Origin of the sequence: Enterobacter adelaidei (assembly GCF_041937165.1) — a bacterium.
Taxonomy (GTDB): Bacteria; Pseudomonadota; Gammaproteobacteria; order Enterobacterales; family Enterobacteriaceae; genus Enterobacter; species Enterobacter adelaidei.
The window spans coordinates 422,479-441,652 of record NZ_CP154353.1 but is presented as its reverse complement, the minus strand read 5'-3'; the positions used below and the strand labels follow the sequence as shown (position 1 = coordinate 441,652).

The window sequence follows — 19,174 nt, the reverse complement described above, 5'->3', positions numbered from 1 at the left end:
CCCGGGGGCTTTTTTTTATGAATGGCTCTGAAATACCACCGGTTACAACTGTTTTTTGGTATTCCAGAGCACTTATTCACTTTTGCCCGTAATATGCGTTTGGGCCGTGCTTACGCTTGAAGTGCTTGTCCATCAGGTAATCATCAATGCCCTGAACCTGTGGGTTAATGTCGCGGGCAATCCACGCCATTCGTGCCACCTCCTCCATGACCACCGCATTATGGACAGCGTCGTGGGCATCTTTACCCCACGAGAACGGACCGTGCTGGTACACCACAATGCCCGGTGTATGCAGCGGCTCACTGTCTCCCAAGGTCTCAATAATCACCTTACCGGTGTTGAGTTCGTACTCACCTTCCACTTCATCCTGCGTAAGTGCCCGTGTACAGGGGATGTCGCCAAAGAAGTAATCTGCATGCGTAGTTCCCAGAGCGGGTATTGCCAGACCCGCCTGTGCCCAGGCCGTAGCATGCGTTGAGTGCGTATGCACAACACCACCCAGTGAAGGATAACGCCGGTAAAGCGCCAGGTGAGTGGCCGTATCGGAAGAAGGTCGCCATTTGCCATCGACAACATTTCCTTCGAGATCCACGAGCACCATATCGTCCACTTTCATGGTTTCATACACCACACCGCTCGGCTTAATCGCGATCACCCCACGATCGCGATCGATAGCACTGACGTTACCCCAGGTGAAGGTCACCAGGCCGTAACGCGGCAGATCCATATTTGCCTCAAAGACCTGCTGTTTGAGCTTAAGCATGTTCAGCCTCCAGCATACCCGCCCGCGCCATTCGCTCACGCACCCAGTCGCGCGCTTTCGCCACTTCCGCGGCCGGGTCATCCGACGTTTCACTCCACATCTCAATCAGGTAAGGCCCGCAATACCCTGTCTGCTTGAGCGTCAGGAAGCACCGTTCGAAATCCACCACCCCGGTGCCGAACGGAACATTTTTGAACACACCAGGCCGCGTATCTTTGACGTGAACCGCCACGATATGACCTATACCTGCCTGCAGTTCCATCTGCACGTCATTATCCCATGCCGACAAGTTGCCAATATCAGGATAGAGCTGGAACCACGGATTATTCAGATAGTGCGCGTAGCCCAGCGCTTTGCTGATCGAGTTCATTAACGGATAATCCATGATCTCCATCGCCAGCGTCACCTGCGCACGGCTTGCCATCTCGACGCTCTCTTTCAGGCCGTCACGGAAACGACGGCGCGTTTCATCGTTGGCTTCCTGATAGTAAACGTCATAACCCGCCAGTTGGATCACCCGGATGCCGACGTCCTGAGCAAAGCGAATGGCTTTCCGCATGATCTCCAGACCCTGAGCACGCACGGCATCATCTTCACTCCCAAGCGGGAACCGCCGATGGGCACTGAGACACATGGAGGGCACGCGCACATCCGTTTCAGCGATAGCGCCCACCAGCGCCAGGCGTTGTTCACGGCTCCAGTCGAGGCGAGAGAGGCGATCGTCTGTCTCATCCACTGACATTTCGACAAAATCGAAACCCAGCTCTTTTGCCAACCGTAACCGCGCCAGCCAGCACTCCCCCGCGGGGAGCGCCTTTTCATAGATGCCAAGCGGGACTTGTTTTGACAACATACCCGCTCCTTAGCCCCAAAGCTGAGCGATGGAGCGTTTGAACTGACGCGCCGCTTCTACCGGGGAGGCAGCATCGCGGATGCTACGACCCGCAATGAAGACGTGAATTGGAATACCCTTGAATAACGGCAGATCTTCCAGCGCCAGGCCGCCCGTAACGGTCACTTTAAAGCCCATATCAGCCAGACGTTTAATCGCACTGATATCTGCGTCACCCCACGCCACGCCTGCAGCCTGTGCATCACGGCTACGGTGGTAAACCACCTGCTGAATGCCCGCGTCGCGCCACTCCTGCGCCTGCTCCCAGGTCCAGAAGCCGGTCAATTCAATCTGCACGTCGCCGTTAAACTCTTTTGCCACGTCCAGCGCGCCTTTGGCGGTGTTGATATCCGCACAGCAGATCACGGTGACCCAGTCGGCGTTGGCTTCAAAACACATACGAGAGAGAATTTTGCCTGCGTCCGCAATCTTGGCATCCGCCAGCACGATTTTGTGCGGATAGAGCGCCTTCAGGTCGCGAACAGCACGGACACCTTCGCCCACGCACAAAATGGTTCCAACTTCGATGATGTCCACTTCTTCTGCAATCAGACGGGTCGTTTCGTAAGCGTGGGACAGCGTTTGGTTATCCAGCGCAACTTGCAACATTGGTAATGACATGTTCAATTCCTCTTAAACTGCCGCCGCAGTGGCGATATCAATTAAATCCAGCACTTCCTGCTCGGTGCGGCAGGCACGTAAACGGTCGAAATTGGCCTCGTCATCAAACAGATTCACAATCTGCATGATGCCCACCTCCTGGTGGGTATTGGCATCAACAGCGGCCATGGTGATAAGAATGTCTACCGGGTCGTTATCTTCATGGTTAAACACCAGCGGCGTTTTCAGCGTCACCATGGCAAAGCCGGTTTTCTTCACCCCCTCTTCCGGCCGGCCATGTGGCATGGCCAGGCCCGGTGCAATGACAAAGTAAGGGCCGTGCTGAGCAACACCATCCAGAATGGCCTGGTAATAACGTGGCTCGACAACATCAGCTTTAACCAGTAAATCCACGCTCAGCTTCACCGCTTCCTGCCAGGTGCTGGCCTCAGCCTGTAAAAGAATGGAATTATTCTCTGCCAGAGAATCACGTAGTTTCATGTGGCGTCCTTACTTCACGTCTTGTGGGAAATGTTCTTTGATCACTTCCAACAGCTTTGGTCCGAAATCCGCAGGTGAAAGCATGTTGCGTACACCCACGACATATTTATTGCCTGACACACTAATTTCGCCGGCGATGTGGGTAGAGGCGATGATGATGTCCGCGCCGTTCAGCTCACTTTTGTATTCACCCACTGCGCAGCTGTTCACCGTGTGATCGATGTTTGACTGGGTTAAAAACTGGTCCACTTTCATCTTCATGATCATGGAGCTACCTTGCCCATTGCCACACACAGCCAGGATACGTACGGTCATAATCGAAACTCCTTAATGAGCAGACACTTCTGCTGTTTGTTTTTCCGCATCTTCTTCAGCGCGCAGAGCGCGGCCCGCGAAGAACATATAAGCCAGAGCAATCAGAATGATGACGGCCATAAAGACCAGTCCGACGGATGCAAAGCCCTGCATCATTGGTGGCGCCAGAATTGACCAGTCCGCCATGCCCATCCAGGCGCTCATGCCGGTGAGCTTGACCGCCCACACACAACCGAAAATTTCCACCATGCCCATCACCAGGCAGATCTTGAGCGCCGCGCGCCAGCCGCCAAAGTGGTTTGCAAAGACGCCGATGGTGGCGTTGGAGAAGAACATAGGGATAAAACCAGGGATAATCAGGATTGAGGAGCCGCAGCCTACCAGGATGCCCACCGCAATCAGCTGGCCGATAGTGCCCCACATAAAGCCCCAGACCACCGCGTTCGGTGCGAAGCTGTAGATAGCCGCACAGTCAATCGCCAGTACTGCGCCAGGAATCAGGCGCTGGGAAATCCCGTTGAAGGCTTCAGACAGCTCGGCAACGAACATACGCACGCCCTGAGTGATGATGAAAATTGCCACTGCGAAGGAGAAGCCGGTCTGCAGGATATAGACCGTCCAGTGGGTTTTCCCTGCCATCGCCTGCACTACATCAATGCCGAAGGAGAGCAGAATGGCGCCGAAGAAGAGAGTCATCACAATCGCCGTAGAAACGATGTTGTCGTGGAAGATATTCAGCCAGCCAGGCAGCTTGAGGTCTTCAACGCTCTCTTCTTTTTTACCCAGGTACGGTGCAACTTTGTAAGCAATCCAGGAGGCAAACTGCTGCTGATGGCCGATGGAAAAACCGCAACCATCAGTCACTTCCTGTGTTGGCTTGTACATCATGTTGGAGGTGATACCCCAGTAGAGCGATACCAGCACTGCGGTGCAGATAATCGTGGTCCACATTGGGTAGCCGAAAATATAGAGAGAAACCGCAATGAGCCCCGCCTGCTGGAACATGATGTGTCCCGTCAGCATGATGGTGCGAATGCCTGTAATGCGGCGCAGAAGAACATAAATAATGTTCAGCGCCAGCGCGAGCAGCACCGCATAACCGACCCAACTATAGGCATCACCCATGCGATCGATAGTGGCCATCATTGATGCATATGTGTCAGAGATCGCACCATTGATGCCATACACTTCCGACATTTTGGCCACGACAGGCTTAAACGTGCTGGTCAGAATGCCTGACCCTGCCTGCAACAGCATGAAACCAATGATGGTCTTAATCGTGCCTTTAATAATAACGCTGACGCTCTTGCGCAGCAGGATATAGCCCAGGCACGTCACGATACCCAGCAGCAGCGGGGCGTTAGTCATTACCTGATTAAAGAACACGGTAAAGACGTTGTAGAGGATCTCCATAACTCTCTCCAGAAATGAGAACACGAGGGGCAATCCCTGTGTGGTTGGTGCCATCACTCTAGTAATCACAAATAATCACCACAAGATTGGATTTGATTATTTGTGACGTATCACGCAAATTATTTCCATGCTGTGAGCAATGATTTTCACCGCCCTCTGAGATAAATAATTTAATCTTTATAATTCATGCAATTAATAATTAATAAGAGATAGTCTAACAAGGTAAAAGCGGATAATCCGTGAAGTCGAACAGATAAAATTCCTCATTTTTACCGTTGCAAAGTACGTCAAATGGTGCCAGCATTAATCACAACAAATCACATTGTGATTACTTTTGATTAAAACCAGGAGTCAAACGATGAGTAAAGTAAACACCATCACCCGCGAATCATGGATTCTGAGCACCTTTCCGGAATGGGGTAGCTGGCTGAACGAAGAGATCGAGCAGGAACGGGTTGCTCCCGGTACCTTTGCAATGTGGTGGCTGGGTTGTACCGGTATCTGGTTGAAATCAGAGGGTGGTGCGAACATTTGCGTCGATTTCTGGTGCGGTACGGGCAAACAGAGCCACGGCAACCCGTTGATGAAAAAAGGCCATCAGATGCAGCGTATGGCGGGTGTGGAAAAACTGCAGCCAAACCTGCGTACGACACCTTTTGTGCTTGATCCATTTGCTATTCGGCAGATCGATGCTGTTCTCTCAACGCACGATCACAACGACCATATCGACGTAAATGTAGCGGCAGCGGTCATGCAAAACTGTGCCGATGACGTCCCGTTTATCGGACCGCAGACCTGCGTGGATCTCTGGATTGGCTGGGGTGTACCGAAAGAGCGCTGCATTGTCATGAAGCCGGGCGATGTGGTGAAAATTAAAGACATTGAAATCCACGCGCTTGATGCCTTTGACCGTACCGCATTGATTACTCTGCCTGCCGATCAGAAAGCCGCTGGGGTACTACCAGATGGCATGGACGAGCGCGCGGTTAACTATCTGTTTAAAACCCCTGGCGGCTCTCTGTACCACAGCGGTGACTCTCACTACTCCAACTACTATGCGAAGCACGGTAATGAACATCAGATTGACGTGGCGCTGGGCTCCTACGGCGAGAACCCACGCGGCATCACTGACAAGATGACCAGCGCTGATATGCTGCGCATGGCGGAAGCATTGAACACCAAAGTGGTGATCCCGTTCCACCATGATATCTGGTCCAATTTCCAGGCCGACCCACAGGAAATCCGCGTACTGTGGGAGATGAAAAAAGATCGTCTGAAATATGGCTTCAAGCCATTCATCTGGCAGGTTGGAGGCAAGTTCACCTGGCCACTGGACAAAGACAATCTCGAGTATCACTACCCGCGTGGCTTTGATGATTGCTTCACCATTGAACCCGACCTGCCGTTCAAGTCCTTCCTCTGATTGTGAAGCCAAATCGCCAGACTTCTGTCTGGCGATTCCATAATTATTTTAGTAATTTCATGCTATTTCAAATATCATCTTTTCAAATCAATTCTTATCGGAATAGCTCATGACGGAAGCGCAACGGCATCAAATTCTCCTGGAACTCCTGGCGCAAACAGGTTTCATCACCGTCGAGAAAGTCATCGAGCATTTAGGGATTTCCCCGGCGACAGCACGGCGGGATATCAACAAGCTGGATGAGAGCGGGAAACTGAAAAAAGTCCGCAACGGCGCAGAAGCGATCAGCCAACAACGCCCGCGCTGGACGCCAATGAACATTCATCAGGCACAAAATCATGATGAAAAAGTGCGTATTGCCAGAGCCGCATCGCAGCTGGTGAATCCCGGCGAAAGCGTGGTGATCAACTGTGGCTCCACGGCGTTTCTTCTGGGCCGGGAGATGTGCGGAAAACCGGTACAAATCATCACCAACTACTTACCGCTCGCCAACTATCTTATCGATCAGGAACATGAAAGCGTCGTTATTATGGGTGGCCAATACAATAAAAGTCAGTCCATCACCCTCAGCCCACAGGATAGCGAAAACAGTCTTTATGCCGGTCACTGGATGTTTACCAGCGGTAAAGGCCTTACCGCTGATGGCCTGTATAAAACCGATATGTTGACTGCGATGGCGGAGCAAAACATGCTCAACGTTGTAGGCAAGCTCGTTGTGCTGGTCGACAGCAGCAAAGTGGGCGAGCGCGCAGGGATGTTATTCAGCCGCGCCGAACAGATCGACATGGTGATCACCGGCAAAGGGGCCAACCCAGAGATCCTCCAGAAACTGGAGGATCAGGGCGTCAAAGTCCTGCGCGTTTAAAAATGCTGGCGGAAGAATGCCACCGTGGCGTCCAGTGCCGTGGGCGTGATGCGGTGGCGGACGCCCGCTTCCCACAGGCAGGTCAGGTTGCTATCCAGTCCCTCGCGCTGCAACGACTGTTGAAGACGGAAGGTTCCATCGGGTGGGACCACGTCATCCGCGTCACCGTGCCACAACAGCAGCGGGCGATCGGCCAGACGCGGCAATGCCCGGGTCACTTCCCACTCTGCCAGCGTCGCGGTCATTTCCGTTAAATCCTGAGGGGGAAAAAGCGTCTTCGCCAGTGAGGTAAAATAGCCCGAGCCCATCAGGCAGGCGACGGATTTCACCTCTGGGTGATGCGTCATAATCCCCAGCGCCGTCATGCCCCCCATTGACGCCCCGGCCACGGCCAGACGATCATCAGCCACCAGCCCTGCCTCATAGAGCGCATCACGCAACCCGGCAAACTCGGTCAGACTGCCGTGCAGAATGTGCCAGAACTGTCCAAGCCGCGCCTGTTCATTACCCGTAAAGCGTGCGCCGTGGTCAGGTGCATCCGGCATTACCACTCGAAAGCCGGCCTGAGCCAGCGCCACCGCAAAATAACTGTAAACCAGCTTCGAAGACGTAAACCCATGATAAAAAACGATAACAGGCAGCGGCACATCACGTTTTCCCGCTGGTATCGCGTGTAAAATTTCATGGCCGCCGAGATGGCGTATTTCAATTTCAATCATTGTCGACCCTGTCCGAATGTATGATTCATAATGTTGAGAACTGGGTTACGCTTTCACGTCATTTTCATTCGAAATATACGTCCCAGATAACACTTCGGGAACATTCCCCCAAAACTAAATTCACAGACAACTACACTATGGCTATCAGGAAACGAGATATGGTTATGCGCAGGTTTGCTGCTTTATTGCTGGTGTCTCTGCTCAGTGGCTGTAACGCACTGCAGGGAACGCCGCAGCCCGCTCCGCCGGTCGCCGATCATCCACAGGAGATTCGTCGTAATCAGACGGAAGGATTACAGCGAATGGGCACGGTCTCCGCGCTGGTTCGCGGCTCTCCGGATGACGCTGAAGAGGCAATAAAAGCACAAGCCGTCGCCGCCAAAGCAGATTATTACGTCATCATTATGATCGATGAAAGCATCATAACGGGACAGTGGTACTCACAGGCAATTTTGTACCATAAGTAATGGTCTTCCTTTGAACGACATTTACACTGCTTTGCGTCCATAGACATTTTCCTGTCCACAATAAACTCCATGCCCGCGACAATGGAAGTGAGTTTATTTGCGAAGGATTGCCCGGCGGATACCGGAAATATGTGAAATGGAGCTGACGATGAAACGAACTCTTGCTTTGACCTCTCTGTTGCTCTCAGCTGGCCTTGTGAGCACAACCGCACAGTCAGCAGAATTCGCCAGTGCTGATTGTGTAACGGGTCTGAATGAAATAGGCCAGATCTCCGTGAATAATATTTCAGGGAGCCCGCAAGACGTTGAACGTGTAGTTGCATTGAAAGCCGATGAGCAGGGCGCTTCCTGGTATCGAATCATCCAGATGCAGGAAGATAACCATGTTGATCATTGGCGCGTACAGGCCATTCTTTATGTTTAACCCCTCCCGATAAAAGCCACTTACTTTTAGTGGCTTTTCGTTTTTGCAAATTTTTCACCTTGCAACAAACACATTAAAAACAATTAAATAACATTTTGTTACATTAAAGGGATAAACGTCATCCCCGCTCTGCCGTTGAAGAACCATACCTTTTCAATGATGAGCAATTTATGATCAATTTTTTTCGCCGTGCAGGACTTGGTACGAAGCTGTCACTGCTTACGGGTGTCAGTGTCGCCATACTGTTTTTGCTTTTCACTTTTCTGCTCAGCCAAAAAGCCAGCCAGCAGCTTGAAGAGCTTGCGGTCGAGGATCTGCATAACCAGTCCACTGGCATGGTCGATATGGTGCAGATGTTTAACACCAGCCTGAGTGAAGAGGTCGAGAGTTATACCCGCCTGTTTTCCACCTTTTTACCGCAGCCTCTGAATATTGATCGTTCCCAACCCCAGACGATAAACGGGCTTAGCGTTCCGCTTCTGAAAGGCGGAGAAACCGGGCTGCATGAAAATAACACCCTTTCGGACGAGTTCCTGAATCGTACGGGAGCCATTTCGACGCTGTTTGTACGCAGTGGTAACGATTTTATTCGTGTAGCCACTTCCCTGCGCAAAGAGAATGGCGAGCGTGCAATGGGTACTGTTCTGGATGTCTCCAGCCCGGCCTTCGCTGCCGTAAGCAAAGGCGAAGTCTACCGTGGACTGGCGCTACTGTTTGGCAAGCGTTACATCACCCAGTACCAGCCCGTTAAAAACGCCGAAGGACAGATCATTGCGATCGTCTTTGTCGGCGTGGACATCACCCGCTCCTGGAACGTCATGCGCGAGAAAATCCTCAACCGCCGTCTGGGTGAGAGCGGCCACTTCTTTGTGCTGGATCGCAGCAACGGCAAAACGCGCGGCCAGTATCTGTTCCATTCCAGCGAGGAGGGTCAGTTACCGAAATGGGACAGTGCAACACAACAGCAGCTGCTGAGTGACAAACCCGGCACACTGGAACGCATCACTGAAGATGGCCGCACGGTGAAAATGGCCTATACCCCGCTGCCAGGCTGGAACTGGACCATCGTCGGCGAAGTGGATAAATCCGTACTGCTCTCAAGCGTGACCACTCTGCGTGACCGTTTCCTCCTGGCTGGTGTGGTGTTGTCTGTACTCTTCGCGGGCCTCTTTGTGATGATTATTCGTCGGATGCTTACCCAACCGCTGAGAAATGTGATTCATCTGGCTCGTCAGTATGCTGCGGGCGATCTGCGTTCCAGCCTTCCCGTAACGCGCCAGGATGAGGTTGGTCAGTTGGTTGATGCCATCAATGGTATCGGTGGCGGATTGCAAAAAATGGTTCTGCAGGTTCGCGAAGCGGCAGGTGAAATCCATATGGGGACAAACGCCCTGGCCTCCGATACCGGCGAGATTTCAGAGCAGATCAACAAACAGGCCAGCAGCGTGGAAGAGACCTCCGCCAGCATGGAGCAACTGGCCGCAACCGTACAGCAAAACGCGGCCAATATGGAGCAAACACAGCAGTTGGTAAGTGAAACCTCGCTCGCGGTACATCAGGGTGGCGAGACGGTAACCCATGCGGTTGCCACCATGGATGACATCCGGGAAGCGTCAAAACGCATCGAAGACATCACGCGCGTGATTGAGTCAATCGCTTTCCAGACCAATATCCTGGCGCTCAATGCGGCAGTAGAGGCGGCTCGTGCTGGTGAACACGGAAAAGGTTTTGCAGTGGTCGCGCAGGAAGTTCGCGCTCTGGCTGGACGTAGCGCTAACGCAGTGAAGGAGATTGAACAGCTGATTGGCGATACGCTCAGGAAAGTCAGTGAAGGACACGCGCTGTCCGAACAGACGCGTCTGGCGATGGACTCCATCATTCTTCATATTGATAACATCAGCCAGCTGGTCATGGAGATTAACCACGCGTCACGCGAGCAATCCGCAGGAATCGGTCAGGTTAATCTTGCTATGACCCATATTGGCGAAGCATCACACATCAACGCCGATCGCGTCTCACGCAGCGAACAAACGGCACAAACGCTGCGTGAGAAAGGTTCACACCTCACCCAACTGGTGAGCTTGTTCCAGCTGAAAAACTAGCCAACCCTGCCGGTGGCACGCAGCAGCAGGTCACTTTGCACCTGCTCGTTCATCAGCGTCCCACCGCGGGTATCAAGCATCATGCGGCACCACGCCTGCGCCACGGGTGGCGATGCGTGCCGCAGCATTTGGCTCCCGGCACCCAGTAAGAAAAGCTGGTGCGCGATCTCCCGCCCCTGTGCCTCCTGAGGTTTACGCAGTTTTTGCTGTAGTTGCCGCCAGCTACGATCGAAGTGTCTGTCCTGCCCTTTCACCTGCGCAAAATCGTCGGCCAGCAGGTCGAAGACAGCGGGCTGCTTAGTTAGTACGCGCAACACATCCAGGCACATAATATTGCCCGATCCTTCCCAGATGCTGTTTACCGGCATCTCACGGTAGAGTCGTGGTAGTTCGCTCTCCTCGCAGTAGCCCATACCACCGAGGACTTCCATTGCTTCTGCCACAAAGGGGATTCCGGCTTTGCACACGCTAAATTTCGCCGCAGGGGTGAACAACCGAGCCCAGGCGGCTTCTTGCGGATCCGCGCGTTTATCCCACGCCCGCGCCAGACGAAATAACAGTGCAGTTTGCCCCTCCAGCACCAGGGCCATACGGCTCAGCACATCGCGCATCAAGGGTTGATCGATAAGATTTTTCCCGAACGTCTGCCGCTGATGGGCGTGGTAAAGCGCCACGGATAACGCCCGACGCATCAGCCCGTAACTGCCCAGCGCGCAGTCAAAGCGCGTCAGCCCGCCCATTCTCAGGATCTGCCGCACGCCTTCGCCCTCTTCCCCAAGCAGCCAGCCGGAGGCATCAAGAAACTCCACCTCGCTGCTGGCATTGGATCGGTTACCGAGCTTGTCTTTCAGCCGCTCCAGACGCACGGCATTCCGTTGCCCGTCAGGCAAAAAACGGGGAACAAAAAAGCAGGAGAGTCCGCCTTTCGCCTGGGCCAGCACCAGATGCGCATCGCTTTGAGGCACCGAGAAAAACCATTTGTGTCCCACCAGCCGGTAGCTACCATCGCTGCATTTTTCTGCTTTGGTGGTGTTGCTGAGAACATCGGATCCGCCCTGCTTTTCCGTCATCCCCATGCCGATCAGCAGACCCCGCTTTTGCGATCCTGGAGCAAGATGAGGATCGTAGCGATCGCTGAGTAGCGGCGTCAGCCAGTCATGAAATATTTTGGGGAGCGTCTGCTGAAGCAAGGGTGTCGCAGCAAAAGTCATGGTTATGGGACAAAGCGTGCCAGCTTCGACCTGCGCATGCAGAACAAACCGTGCGGCTCTGGCGACAAAGGAGCCCTTTCGCGCCTCCTCTTCCCACACCAGGTTGTGTACACGGTTGGCACACAGTCCTTGCATCAGCAAGTGCCATGCGGGATGAAAGCGGACATCATCCAGCCGCTCCCCGGTGGCATCATAGCGTAATAGCTCAGGTGGATTCACGTTCGCCAGCCTGCCCAGCTCCAGTGACTCAGCGGTGCCTAACTGCTGCCCGATGCTGGCGAGCAGCTCACTATCCCACTCGGCACCCTCGCGGGAAACTGCGTCACGCAGGGCGCAGTCAGAGAGGAAAAGGTTACTGTTTGAGAGTGGAGCTGGTTGATTAAAAACGGTATGGGTCTGCCAGTGCATGCTGTCTCCCTCCTTCAGTGGCTCGGTGGCAATGAAGGTAAGTATGGACAGACCGCATACACGCTGCATGGGAGTGAAGTCACACAGTGGCGATCCTGCTGATATCATTCGTGAAATAGCTCACAGAACATAAGAATAAACTATTTCATCACTTCCCTTTTGTTGAATAATTTATTCTTACCCCCTTCAGTGAGGATCGTTATGCAACCGGATGCGCACAAGCGAGCATTAATTGCAGGCTCCATTGGTAACTTTATCGAGTGGTATGAGTTTGCGGTCTACGGTTTTCTGGCGACCGTTATTGCGAAAAACTTCTTCCAGCTTGAGGGGGAAGCGGGGCTAACCAGCCTGATCCTGACCTACGCCTCGTTTGCCATCGCTTTCTTTTTCCGTCCCCTGGGCGCGGTGGTGTTTGGCCGCATTGGCGACAGGATTGGCCGTAAGCCAACGCTAATCATTGTGCTGGTATTGATGACGCTCGCTACCGCCGCTATCGGCGTGGTGCCGGTCTACGCCAGCATCGGGATTGCCGCACCCCTCATTATTACACTGCTTCGCATCCTGCAGGGGCTGTTCGCGGGCGGCGAGTACGGTGGCGCGGTCTCGCTGATGACGGAGTTTGCCCCGCGCGGCAAGCGCGGCCTGTACGGCGCGTGGCAATCCTTCACCGTGGCGCTGGGATTGCTGGCAGGCGCGGGTATTGTCGCGCTGCTCTCCGCCCTCCTCACCCCTGAAGCTTTGCATGACTGGGGCTGGCGCATTCCATTCTTCCTGGCGCTGCCCATGGGCGTCGTCGCACTATGGCTTCGGGTAAGCATGGAAGAGACACCCAACTTTGTGCAGCAGCAGGACAAACCGGTCACCGCTCGGGCGGATACCGCTGCGACCCTCAGAGCTATCATAATGGGGATTGGCAGGGTGATGGTCTGGTCAGCGGCGGGGTATACCTATCTGGTGATTATGCCAACCTACCTGCAGTCAGCGCTGCACACCGGCTTTAACCAGGCGTTATTAATAGCGGTGATTTCGAATATTGGTTTTGCACTCACCATCATTCCCTCTGGGATCCTGAGCGACCGGATCGGGCGTCGCACGGTGATGATTATCGCCACCACGCTGCTGCTGATCCTCGCCCTGCCACTCCTGAAAATCCTGCAGGCCGAATCCAGTACGCTGGCAGTGAAAGCGCTGGTGGTATTGATTGCAGGTGGTCTGGTGGGAATGCTGGCAGGGCCTGGCCCGGCGATGCTCTCTGAGATGTTCCCGACGCGTGTGCGCTATACCGGGCTTGGGTTGGCTTACTCCCTGTCGAACGCTATTTTTTCAGGCTGCGCAGGGTTGATTATTACCGGGCTGATTAAAGAGACGGGCAATCTGGATATTCCAGCGTACTACGTCATGACGACAGCAGTGGTGAGCATTGCGGCGCTGATGACGCTCAGGAAGGATGACCATTTGCGGTCGTTAGAGGAGTGAGGTCAATGCCCGGTGGCGTTGTGCTTACCGGGCACAAAAGGCTAGCCCCGCTGACGCACCGCTTCAAACAGGCAGATGCCCGTCGCAACAGAAACGTTCAGAGACGACACGCTGCCCGCCATCGGAATGCTGATTAGCTCATCGCAGTGCTCGCGCGTCAGACGACGCATCCCTTCACCTTCGGCTCCCATCACCAGCGCCAGACGGCCAGTCATTTTGCTCTGATAGAGGGTATGATCGGCTTCACCGGCGGTACCGACAATCCAGATATTCTCTTCCTGCAGCAGACGCATGGTGCGCGCCAGGTTGGTAACACGGATCAACGGAACGTTCTCTGCCGCGCCGCAGGCCACTTTTTTGGCCGTGGCGTTCAGCTGTGCAGAGCGATCTTTTGGCACGATGACCGCGTGTACACCGGCAGCATCAGCACTACGCAGACATGCACCGAGGTTGTGCGGATCGGTAACGCCATCGAGGATCAGGAAAAATGGGTTATCCAGCTCGGCAATCAGATCCGGCAGATCGTTTTCCTGATACTGACGACCCGGCTTCACGCGGGCAATGATCCCCTGGTGAACCGCGCCGTCACTTTTCTCATCCAGGAACTGGCGGTTTGCCAGTTGGATCACCACACCCTGTGCCTCCAGGGCGTGGATCAGCGGCATCAGACGCTTGTCTTCACGCCCTTTCAGAATGAACACTTCCTGAAAACGCTCCGGTGCGCGCTCCAGCAGGGCTTGCACCGCGTGGATGCCGTAAATCATTTCACTCATTGATGGTTCTCATTATGACGATACTTTTCCCTCTCCCCGATGGGGAGAGGGTCAGGGTAAGGGGCGGAATTACTCCGCCTGCTTTTTCTTCGCCGCGCGCTTCGCTTTGGTAGCGGCGGCAATTTTTTGGGTCTTAGCGGAAGGCTTTTTCGCGGAGCGAGCTTCTTTCTTCGCTGCCTTCGGTTTCTTTTTCTTCTCGCCGCGGAAGGCGCTATCTGGCTCGAAGTTCACTTTCTTACCCGCCTGACGACGTTTGCCGCTGGTATTACCGTTGCCACCCTTTTTCGCCTTCTCACGCGCCGTTTTACCCACATTACGCGGGCCACGCTCGCTGGAGATCAGGCTGAAGTCGATCTTGCGCTCATCCATATTGACCGCTTCGACCTTCACTTCCACACGATCGCCCAGACGATAGGTCTGACCGCCGGATTCGCCAATGAGACGCTGCCCGACCTGGTCAAAACGGTAGTAGTCGTTATCCAGGCTGGAGACATGCACCAGACCGTCGATAAACAGCTCATCGAGACGAACAAAGAAACCAAAACCGGTCACGCTGGCGATCACACCTTTGAAAACGTTACCGACCTGATCCAGCATAAAGTCGCACTTCAGCCAGTCTGAGACTTCACGGGTCGCTTCATCCGCGCGGCGTTCGGTCATGGAACAATGCTGACCCAGTTGCAGCATCTCTTCCATTGAATAGTGGTAGCCTCCGGTTTCAGTCGTGTTCCCTTTATGGCCCTGCTCCTGCGCCAGCAAATACTTGATTGCACGGTGCAGGGAAAGATCCGGGTAACGACGAATTGGCGACGTAAAGTGCGCGTAGGACTGCAACGCCAGACCGAAGTGCCCACGGTTTTCCGGATCGTAAATCGCCTGCTTCATGGAGCGCAGCAGCATGGTCTGCAGCATTTCTGCATCCGGACGGTCGCCAATGGATTCCAGCAGCTCGGCATAATCACGCGGCTCTGGCTTGTTACCACCAGGCAGCTCCAGACCCAGTTCAGCCAGTACTGAACGGAACGCGGTGATGGCTTCCGTCGACGGTTTATCGTGAATACGGAACAGCGCAGGCTCTTTGGCTTTCTCAACAAAACGTGCCGCCGAGATGTTCGCCAGGATCATACACTCTTCAATCAGCTTGTGCGCGTCGTTACGTTGGGTCTGTTCGATACGTTCAATGCGACGTTCCGCGTTGAAGATAAACTTCGCCTCTTCGCTCTCAAAGGAGATCCCGCCGCGCTCTTCACGCGCCTGATCCAGCGTTTTGTAGAGGTTATGCAGCTCTTCAATGTGCTTCACCAGCGGCGCATATTGTTCGCGCAGATCCTGGTCGCCCTGCAGCATATGCCAGACTTTGGTATAGGTCAGGCGCGCATGTGAGCTCATGACTGCTTCGTAGAATTTGTAACCTGTTAAGCGCCCTTTGGTGGAGATGGTCATCTCACAAACCATACAGAGGCGATCAACCTGCGGGTTCAGGGAGCACAGGCCGTTAGAGAGCACTTCCGGCAGCATCGGCACAACCTGTGACGGGAAGTAAACCGAGGTACCGCGGTTGCGCGCTTCGTTATCCAGCGGGGTGTGCGGGCGAACATAGTAGCTCACATCCGCGATGGCAACCCACAGGCGCCAGCCGCCGCCGCGTTTTTTCTCGCAGTACACCGCATCATCGAAGTCGCGGGCGTCTTCGCCATCAATCGTCACCAGTGGCAGATCGCGCAGATCCACGCGGCCAGCTTTAGACTCTTCAGGCACTTCTTCACGAAGGCCTTCAATTTGTTCTTCAACCGCTTTCGGCCAGATGTACGGGATCTCATGGGTACGCAGCGCCATATCAACAGCCATGCCGGTGCCCATGTTATCGCCCAATACTTCCACGATTTTCCCGACCGCTTTAGTGCGACGGGTAGGACGCTGGGTGAGCTCAACCACCACCACAAAGCCCATGCGCGCGCCCATAACCTCTTCAGGTGGGATCAGGATATCAAAACTCAGACGGCTGTCGTCCGGTACCACAAAGCCGACGCCCGCATCGGTAAAGTAGCGGCCAACAATCTGGCTGGTTTTTGGCACCAGCACGCGCACCACGCGAGCTTCGCGGCGACCTTTACGGTCAGCGCCCAGCGGCTGGGCCAGGATCTGGTCACCGTGGATACACATTTTCATCTGTTCAGATGAAAGGTACAGATCGTCTTTACGACCTTCTACGCGCAGGAAGCCATAGCCGTCACGGTGACCAATGACGGTTCCTTTCAGCAGATCAAGGCGTTCTGGCAGCGCATAGCACTGACGGCGGGTAAAGACCAGTTGCCCGTCACGCTCCATGGCGCGCAGGCGACGGCGAAGGGCTTCAATTTGCTCTTCACCTTCAATATTTAATTCAACGGCAAGTTCTTCACGATTGGCGGGTTTTTCGCGTTTTGTTAAGTGTTCAATGATGAACTCGCGGCTGGGGATAGGGTTCGCGTATTTTTCGGCTTCGCGTTCCTGGAATGGATCTTGTGACATGTCGGTTCCTCCGTTGTCAGCTCCGGTGGAAATTTTCTTCATTCCACCAGCAATAATTTATAAAGCGGTTGATTCTCTTCAACCAAATCGGCCAGCGTGTAGTTATCCAGTTCCTTGAGAAAACTTTGCACGGCCTTAGAAAGCGCCTTTTTCAGACGGCAGGCGGGCGTAATGTGGCAGAACTCGCTGCTGCAGTTCACCAGAGACAATGGCTCCAGCTCACGTACCACATCGCCAACACGAATACTCTGCGCCGGTTTACCGAGACGGATCCCCCCATTCTTCCCGCGAACGGCAGCAACATATCCGGCACGACTAAGTTGATTGATTATTTTGACCATATGATTACGAGACACGCCGTAGACCTCTGTCACTTCAGAGATACTGGTCATTTTCCCATCGGGTAACGACGCCATGTAGATCAGCGCGCGTAAGCCGTAATCGGTGAAACTTGTTAACTGCACATCAACCTCAGGAAAAAGGGAAATCGCGGACAAACCGCTGAGATATTCATTAATGATGATAAACCAGCCAGATAGTTAGCGGCTAATTTATTTGACTGACGGGGCGAAAAAGCAGAGATCGAGGAGTGGTCGCCGGATGGCGCTACGCTTATCCGGCCTACGGGTCACCCCCGCAGGCCAGCAGTCACGAAGATTATGCGTCGAACGGGTCGCGCAGGATCATCGTTTCAGTACGATCCGGGCCGGTAGAAATAATATCGATCGGCACTTCGGTCAGTTCTTCAATACGCTTGATGTAATCCAGCGCCGCCTGTGGCAGGCCGCTACGCTCTTTCACACCAAAAGTGGTCTCAGACCAGCCTGGCATGGTTTCGTAGATTGGCTCGATGCCTTCCCAGTCGTCAGCCGCCAGCGGAGTGGTGGTCACTTCGCGGCCATCTGGCATACGGTAGCCTACGCAGATTTTCACTTCTTTCAGGCCGTCCAGTACGTCCAGCTTGGTCAGGCAGAAGCCAGACAGGGAGTTGATCTGCACTGCGCGACGCACTGCAACCGCATCCAGCCAGCCGGTACGACGACGACGACCGGTGGTCGCGCCAAACTCGTTACCTTGCTTGCACAGGAACTCGCCGGTTTCATCAAACAGTTCGGTCGGGAATGGACCTGCACCCACGCGAGTGGAGTAAGCTTTGATGATACCCAGAACGTAATCCACATAACGTGGGCCCAGGCCAGAGCCGGTCGCCACGCCACCCGCGGTGGTGTTAGAAGAGGTTACGTACGGATAGGTACCGTGGTCGATGTCCAGCAGCGTACCCTGCGCACCTTCAAACATGACGAAATCGCCACGCTTGCGCGCCTGGTCCAGCAGATCGGATACATCAACAACCATACCGGTCAGAATGTCAGCAATCGCCATGACGTCATCCAGTACTTTCTGGTAGTCAACAGCGTCAGCTTTGTAGAAGTTCACCAGCTGGAAGTTGTGATATTCCATCACTTCTTTCAGCTTTTCAGCGAAGGTTGCTTTGTCGAAGAGGTCGCCCACGCGCAGACCGCGACGAGCTACTTTGTCTTCGTAAGCCGGGCCGATACCACGGCCGGTGGTACCGATCGCTTTCGCGCCACGCGCTTTCTCACGCGCAACGTCCAGTGCCACGTGATAATCCAGGATCAGCGGGCAAGCTTCGGAGAGCAGCAGACGCTCACGAACAGGGATACCACGGTCTTCCAGACCTTTCATCTCTTTCATCAGCGCAGCAGGAGACAGCACAACGCCGTTACCGATGATGCTGGTGACGTTATCACGAAGAATGCCTGATGGAATAAGATGGAGGACGGTTTTTTCACCGTTGATTACGAGAGTATGGCCTGCGTTGTGACCGCCCTGGTAGCGTACAACATATTTAGCCCGTTCAGTCAGAAGATCAACAATCTTCCCTTTACCTTCGTCACCCCATTGGGTGCCCAGTACGACGACGTTGTTACCCATTTTTTTCAAAATCACCGTTTGCTTAAAAATGGATTCTACCATCGCTTTTTCAGATATACAGCACTTTTTGACCTCAAAATACGCCAAATCCGACCACTTTTTGATCAGCCAATCGTTTTCTTCAACATGTAGTAGATCACGATGCCAGCAACCACAAGACCGCCACCAAAACGACGCAAAATATTATCAGGGAGCTGACTCATCGTCGCAATCATACGACGCCATGCGCGCGGATAAAGCATCGGGCCAAGACCTTCCAGAACTAACACCAGCGCCAGCGCGAGCCAAATGGTTGAATTCATTTTTATTCCTTATAAAAGAAAACCACCGCTCCGTGAAGAGCGGTGGTTTGAAT

The 19,174-nt window shown here is 53.9% G+C and carries 19 protein-coding genes; 6 read left to right on the top strand and 13 right to left on the bottom strand.

Translation table 11 applies throughout. From position 1 onward, the window contains the following. Positions 1–76 precede the first annotated feature (76 nt). Genes AAHF05_RS02155 through ulaA form a run of 6 tightly spaced genes read right to left on the bottom strand, consistent with a single transcriptional unit; the run spans position 77 to position 4,484 of the window. Positions 77–763 carry an L-ribulose-5-phosphate 4-epimerase gene (locus tag AAHF05_RS02155; RefSeq protein WP_129324132.1) on the bottom strand — a complete coding sequence of 229 codons (687 nt, stop codon included), beginning with the start codon at positions 761–763 and terminating at the stop codon, positions 77–79. Then, the gene (locus AAHF05_RS02150) at positions 756–1,616 is read right to left on the bottom strand and encodes an L-ribulose-5-phosphate 3-epimerase (RefSeq protein ID WP_129324133.1); all 861 of its coding nucleotides are present in this window, start codon (positions 1,614–1,616) and stop codon (positions 756–758) included. The genes AAHF05_RS02155 and AAHF05_RS02150 overlap by 8 nt, the downstream gene beginning before the upstream one ends. A 9-nt stretch (positions 1,617–1,625) precedes the next feature. Beyond that, entirely contained in the window at positions 1,626–2,276 is a 651-nt protein-coding gene (gene ulaD, locus AAHF05_RS02145) for a 3-keto-L-gulonate-6-phosphate decarboxylase UlaD (RefSeq protein ID WP_023345304.1), read from the bottom strand. Positions 2,277–2,288: 12 nt separating this feature from the next. Then, a complete protein-coding gene (ulaC, locus tag AAHF05_RS02140; protein WP_129324134.1) occupies positions 2,289–2,756 on the bottom strand; it encodes a PTS ascorbate transporter subunit IIA in 468 nt (155 codons plus the stop codon). Positions 2,757–2,765: 9 nt separating this feature from the next. After that, positions 2,766–3,071 (bottom strand): PTS ascorbate transporter subunit IIB, encoded by a 306-nt coding sequence (gene ulaB / locus AAHF05_RS02135; protein WP_003856022.1) that lies wholly within the window; start codon positions 3,069–3,071, stop codon positions 2,766–2,768. A gap of 12 nt (positions 3,072–3,083) precedes the next feature. Further along, positions 3,084–4,484 carry a PTS ascorbate transporter subunit IIC gene (gene ulaA, locus AAHF05_RS02130; protein WP_028016453.1) on the bottom strand — a complete coding sequence of 467 codons (1,401 nt, stop codon included), beginning with the start codon at positions 4,482–4,484 and terminating at the stop codon, positions 3,084–3,086. Between the two features lie 358 nt (positions 4,485–4,842). On the opposite strand from ulaA, the gene ulaG reads away from it, so the two are divergent. Both ulaG and ulaR read left to right on the top strand, forming a co-directional pair. After that, positions 4,843–5,907: an L-ascorbate 6-phosphate lactonase gene (gene ulaG / locus AAHF05_RS02125; protein ID WP_028016452.1), complete on the top strand. Its 1,065-nt coding sequence runs from the start codon at positions 4,843–4,845 to the stop codon at positions 5,905–5,907. A 109-nt stretch (positions 5,908–6,016) separates the two neighbouring features. Then, positions 6,017–6,772 carry an HTH-type transcriptional regulator UlaR gene (gene ulaR, locus AAHF05_RS02120; protein ID WP_028016451.1) on the top strand — a complete coding sequence of 252 codons (756 nt, stop codon included), beginning with the start codon at positions 6,017–6,019 and terminating at the stop codon, positions 6,770–6,772. Here the strand turns inward: ulaR and yjfP are convergent. Then, entirely contained in the window at positions 6,769–7,491 is a 723-nt protein-coding gene (yjfP, locus tag AAHF05_RS02115; protein WP_028016450.1) for an esterase, read from the bottom strand. The two genes, ulaR and yjfP, sit on opposite strands and share 4 nt — an antisense overlap. 137 nt (positions 7,492–7,628) lie before the next feature. Here yjfP and bsmA point away from each other — a divergent pair, with 137 nt between their 5' ends. The 3 genes from bsmA to AAHF05_RS02100 all read left to right on the top strand — a co-directional run bounded on the left by bsmA (position 7,629) and on the right by AAHF05_RS02100 (position 10,484). After that, positions 7,629–7,958, top strand: coding sequence for a biofilm peroxide resistance protein BsmA (gene bsmA / locus AAHF05_RS02110; RefSeq protein WP_129324135.1), 330 nt, complete (start codon positions 7,629–7,631; stop codon positions 7,956–7,958). Positions 7,959–8,094: 136 nt separating this feature from the next. Continuing rightward, the gene (yjfN, locus tag AAHF05_RS02105) at positions 8,095–8,382 is read left to right on the top strand and encodes a DUF1471 family protease activator YjfN (protein ID WP_032666749.1); all 288 of its coding nucleotides are present in this window, start codon (positions 8,095–8,097) and stop codon (positions 8,380–8,382) included. A gap of 170 nt (positions 8,383–8,552) precedes the next feature. Continuing rightward, positions 8,553–10,484, top strand: a complete 1,932-nt coding sequence (locus tag AAHF05_RS02100; RefSeq protein WP_129324136.1) for a methyl-accepting chemotaxis protein — start codon at positions 8,553–8,555, stop codon at positions 10,482–10,484. Here the strand turns inward: AAHF05_RS02100 and AAHF05_RS02095 are convergent. Continuing rightward, the gene (locus AAHF05_RS02095) at positions 10,481–12,103 is read right to left on the bottom strand and encodes an isovaleryl-CoA dehydrogenase (protein ID WP_129324137.1); all 1,623 of its coding nucleotides are present in this window, start codon (positions 12,101–12,103) and stop codon (positions 10,481–10,483) included. The two genes, AAHF05_RS02100 and AAHF05_RS02095, sit on opposite strands and share 4 nt — an antisense overlap. A 201-nt stretch (positions 12,104–12,304) precedes the next feature. On the opposite strand from AAHF05_RS02095, the gene AAHF05_RS02090 reads away from it, so the two are divergent. Beyond that, positions 12,305–13,579, top strand: a complete 1,275-nt coding sequence (locus AAHF05_RS02090; RefSeq protein WP_129324138.1) for an MFS transporter — start codon at positions 12,305–12,307, stop codon at positions 13,577–13,579. Positions 13,580–13,620: 41 nt separating this feature from the next. Here the strand turns inward: AAHF05_RS02090 and rlmB are convergent, their stop codons facing one another. The 5 genes from rlmB to AAHF05_RS02065 all read right to left on the bottom strand — a co-directional run bounded on the left by rlmB (position 13,621) and on the right by AAHF05_RS02065 (position 19,121). Next, entirely contained in the window at positions 13,621–14,352 is a 732-nt protein-coding gene (gene rlmB / locus AAHF05_RS02085) for a 23S rRNA (guanosine(2251)-2'-O)-methyltransferase RlmB (RefSeq protein WP_028016444.1), read from the bottom strand. 69 nt (positions 14,353–14,421) lie between these two features. Further along, complete coding sequence (gene rnr, locus AAHF05_RS02080; RefSeq protein ID WP_028016443.1) at positions 14,422–16,863, bottom strand: ribonuclease R; 2,442 nt, start codon at positions 16,861–16,863, stop codon at positions 14,422–14,424. Positions 16,864–16,901: 38 nt separating this feature from the next. Then, a complete protein-coding gene (nsrR, locus tag AAHF05_RS02075; protein ID WP_023293453.1) occupies positions 16,902–17,327 on the bottom strand; it encodes a nitric oxide-sensing transcriptional repressor NsrR in 426 nt (141 codons plus the stop codon). Positions 17,328–17,520: 193 nt separating this feature from the next. Further along, positions 17,521–18,819, bottom strand: coding sequence for an adenylosuccinate synthase (locus tag AAHF05_RS02070; protein WP_024907332.1), 1,299 nt, complete (start codon positions 18,817–18,819; stop codon positions 17,521–17,523). 104 nt (positions 18,820–18,923) lie between these two features. Then, the gene (locus tag AAHF05_RS02065; RefSeq protein WP_010427497.1) at positions 18,924–19,121 is read right to left on the bottom strand and encodes a DUF2065 domain-containing protein; all 198 of its coding nucleotides are present in this window, start codon (positions 19,119–19,121) and stop codon (positions 18,924–18,926) included. Positions 19,122–19,174: the final 53 nt, after the last annotated feature.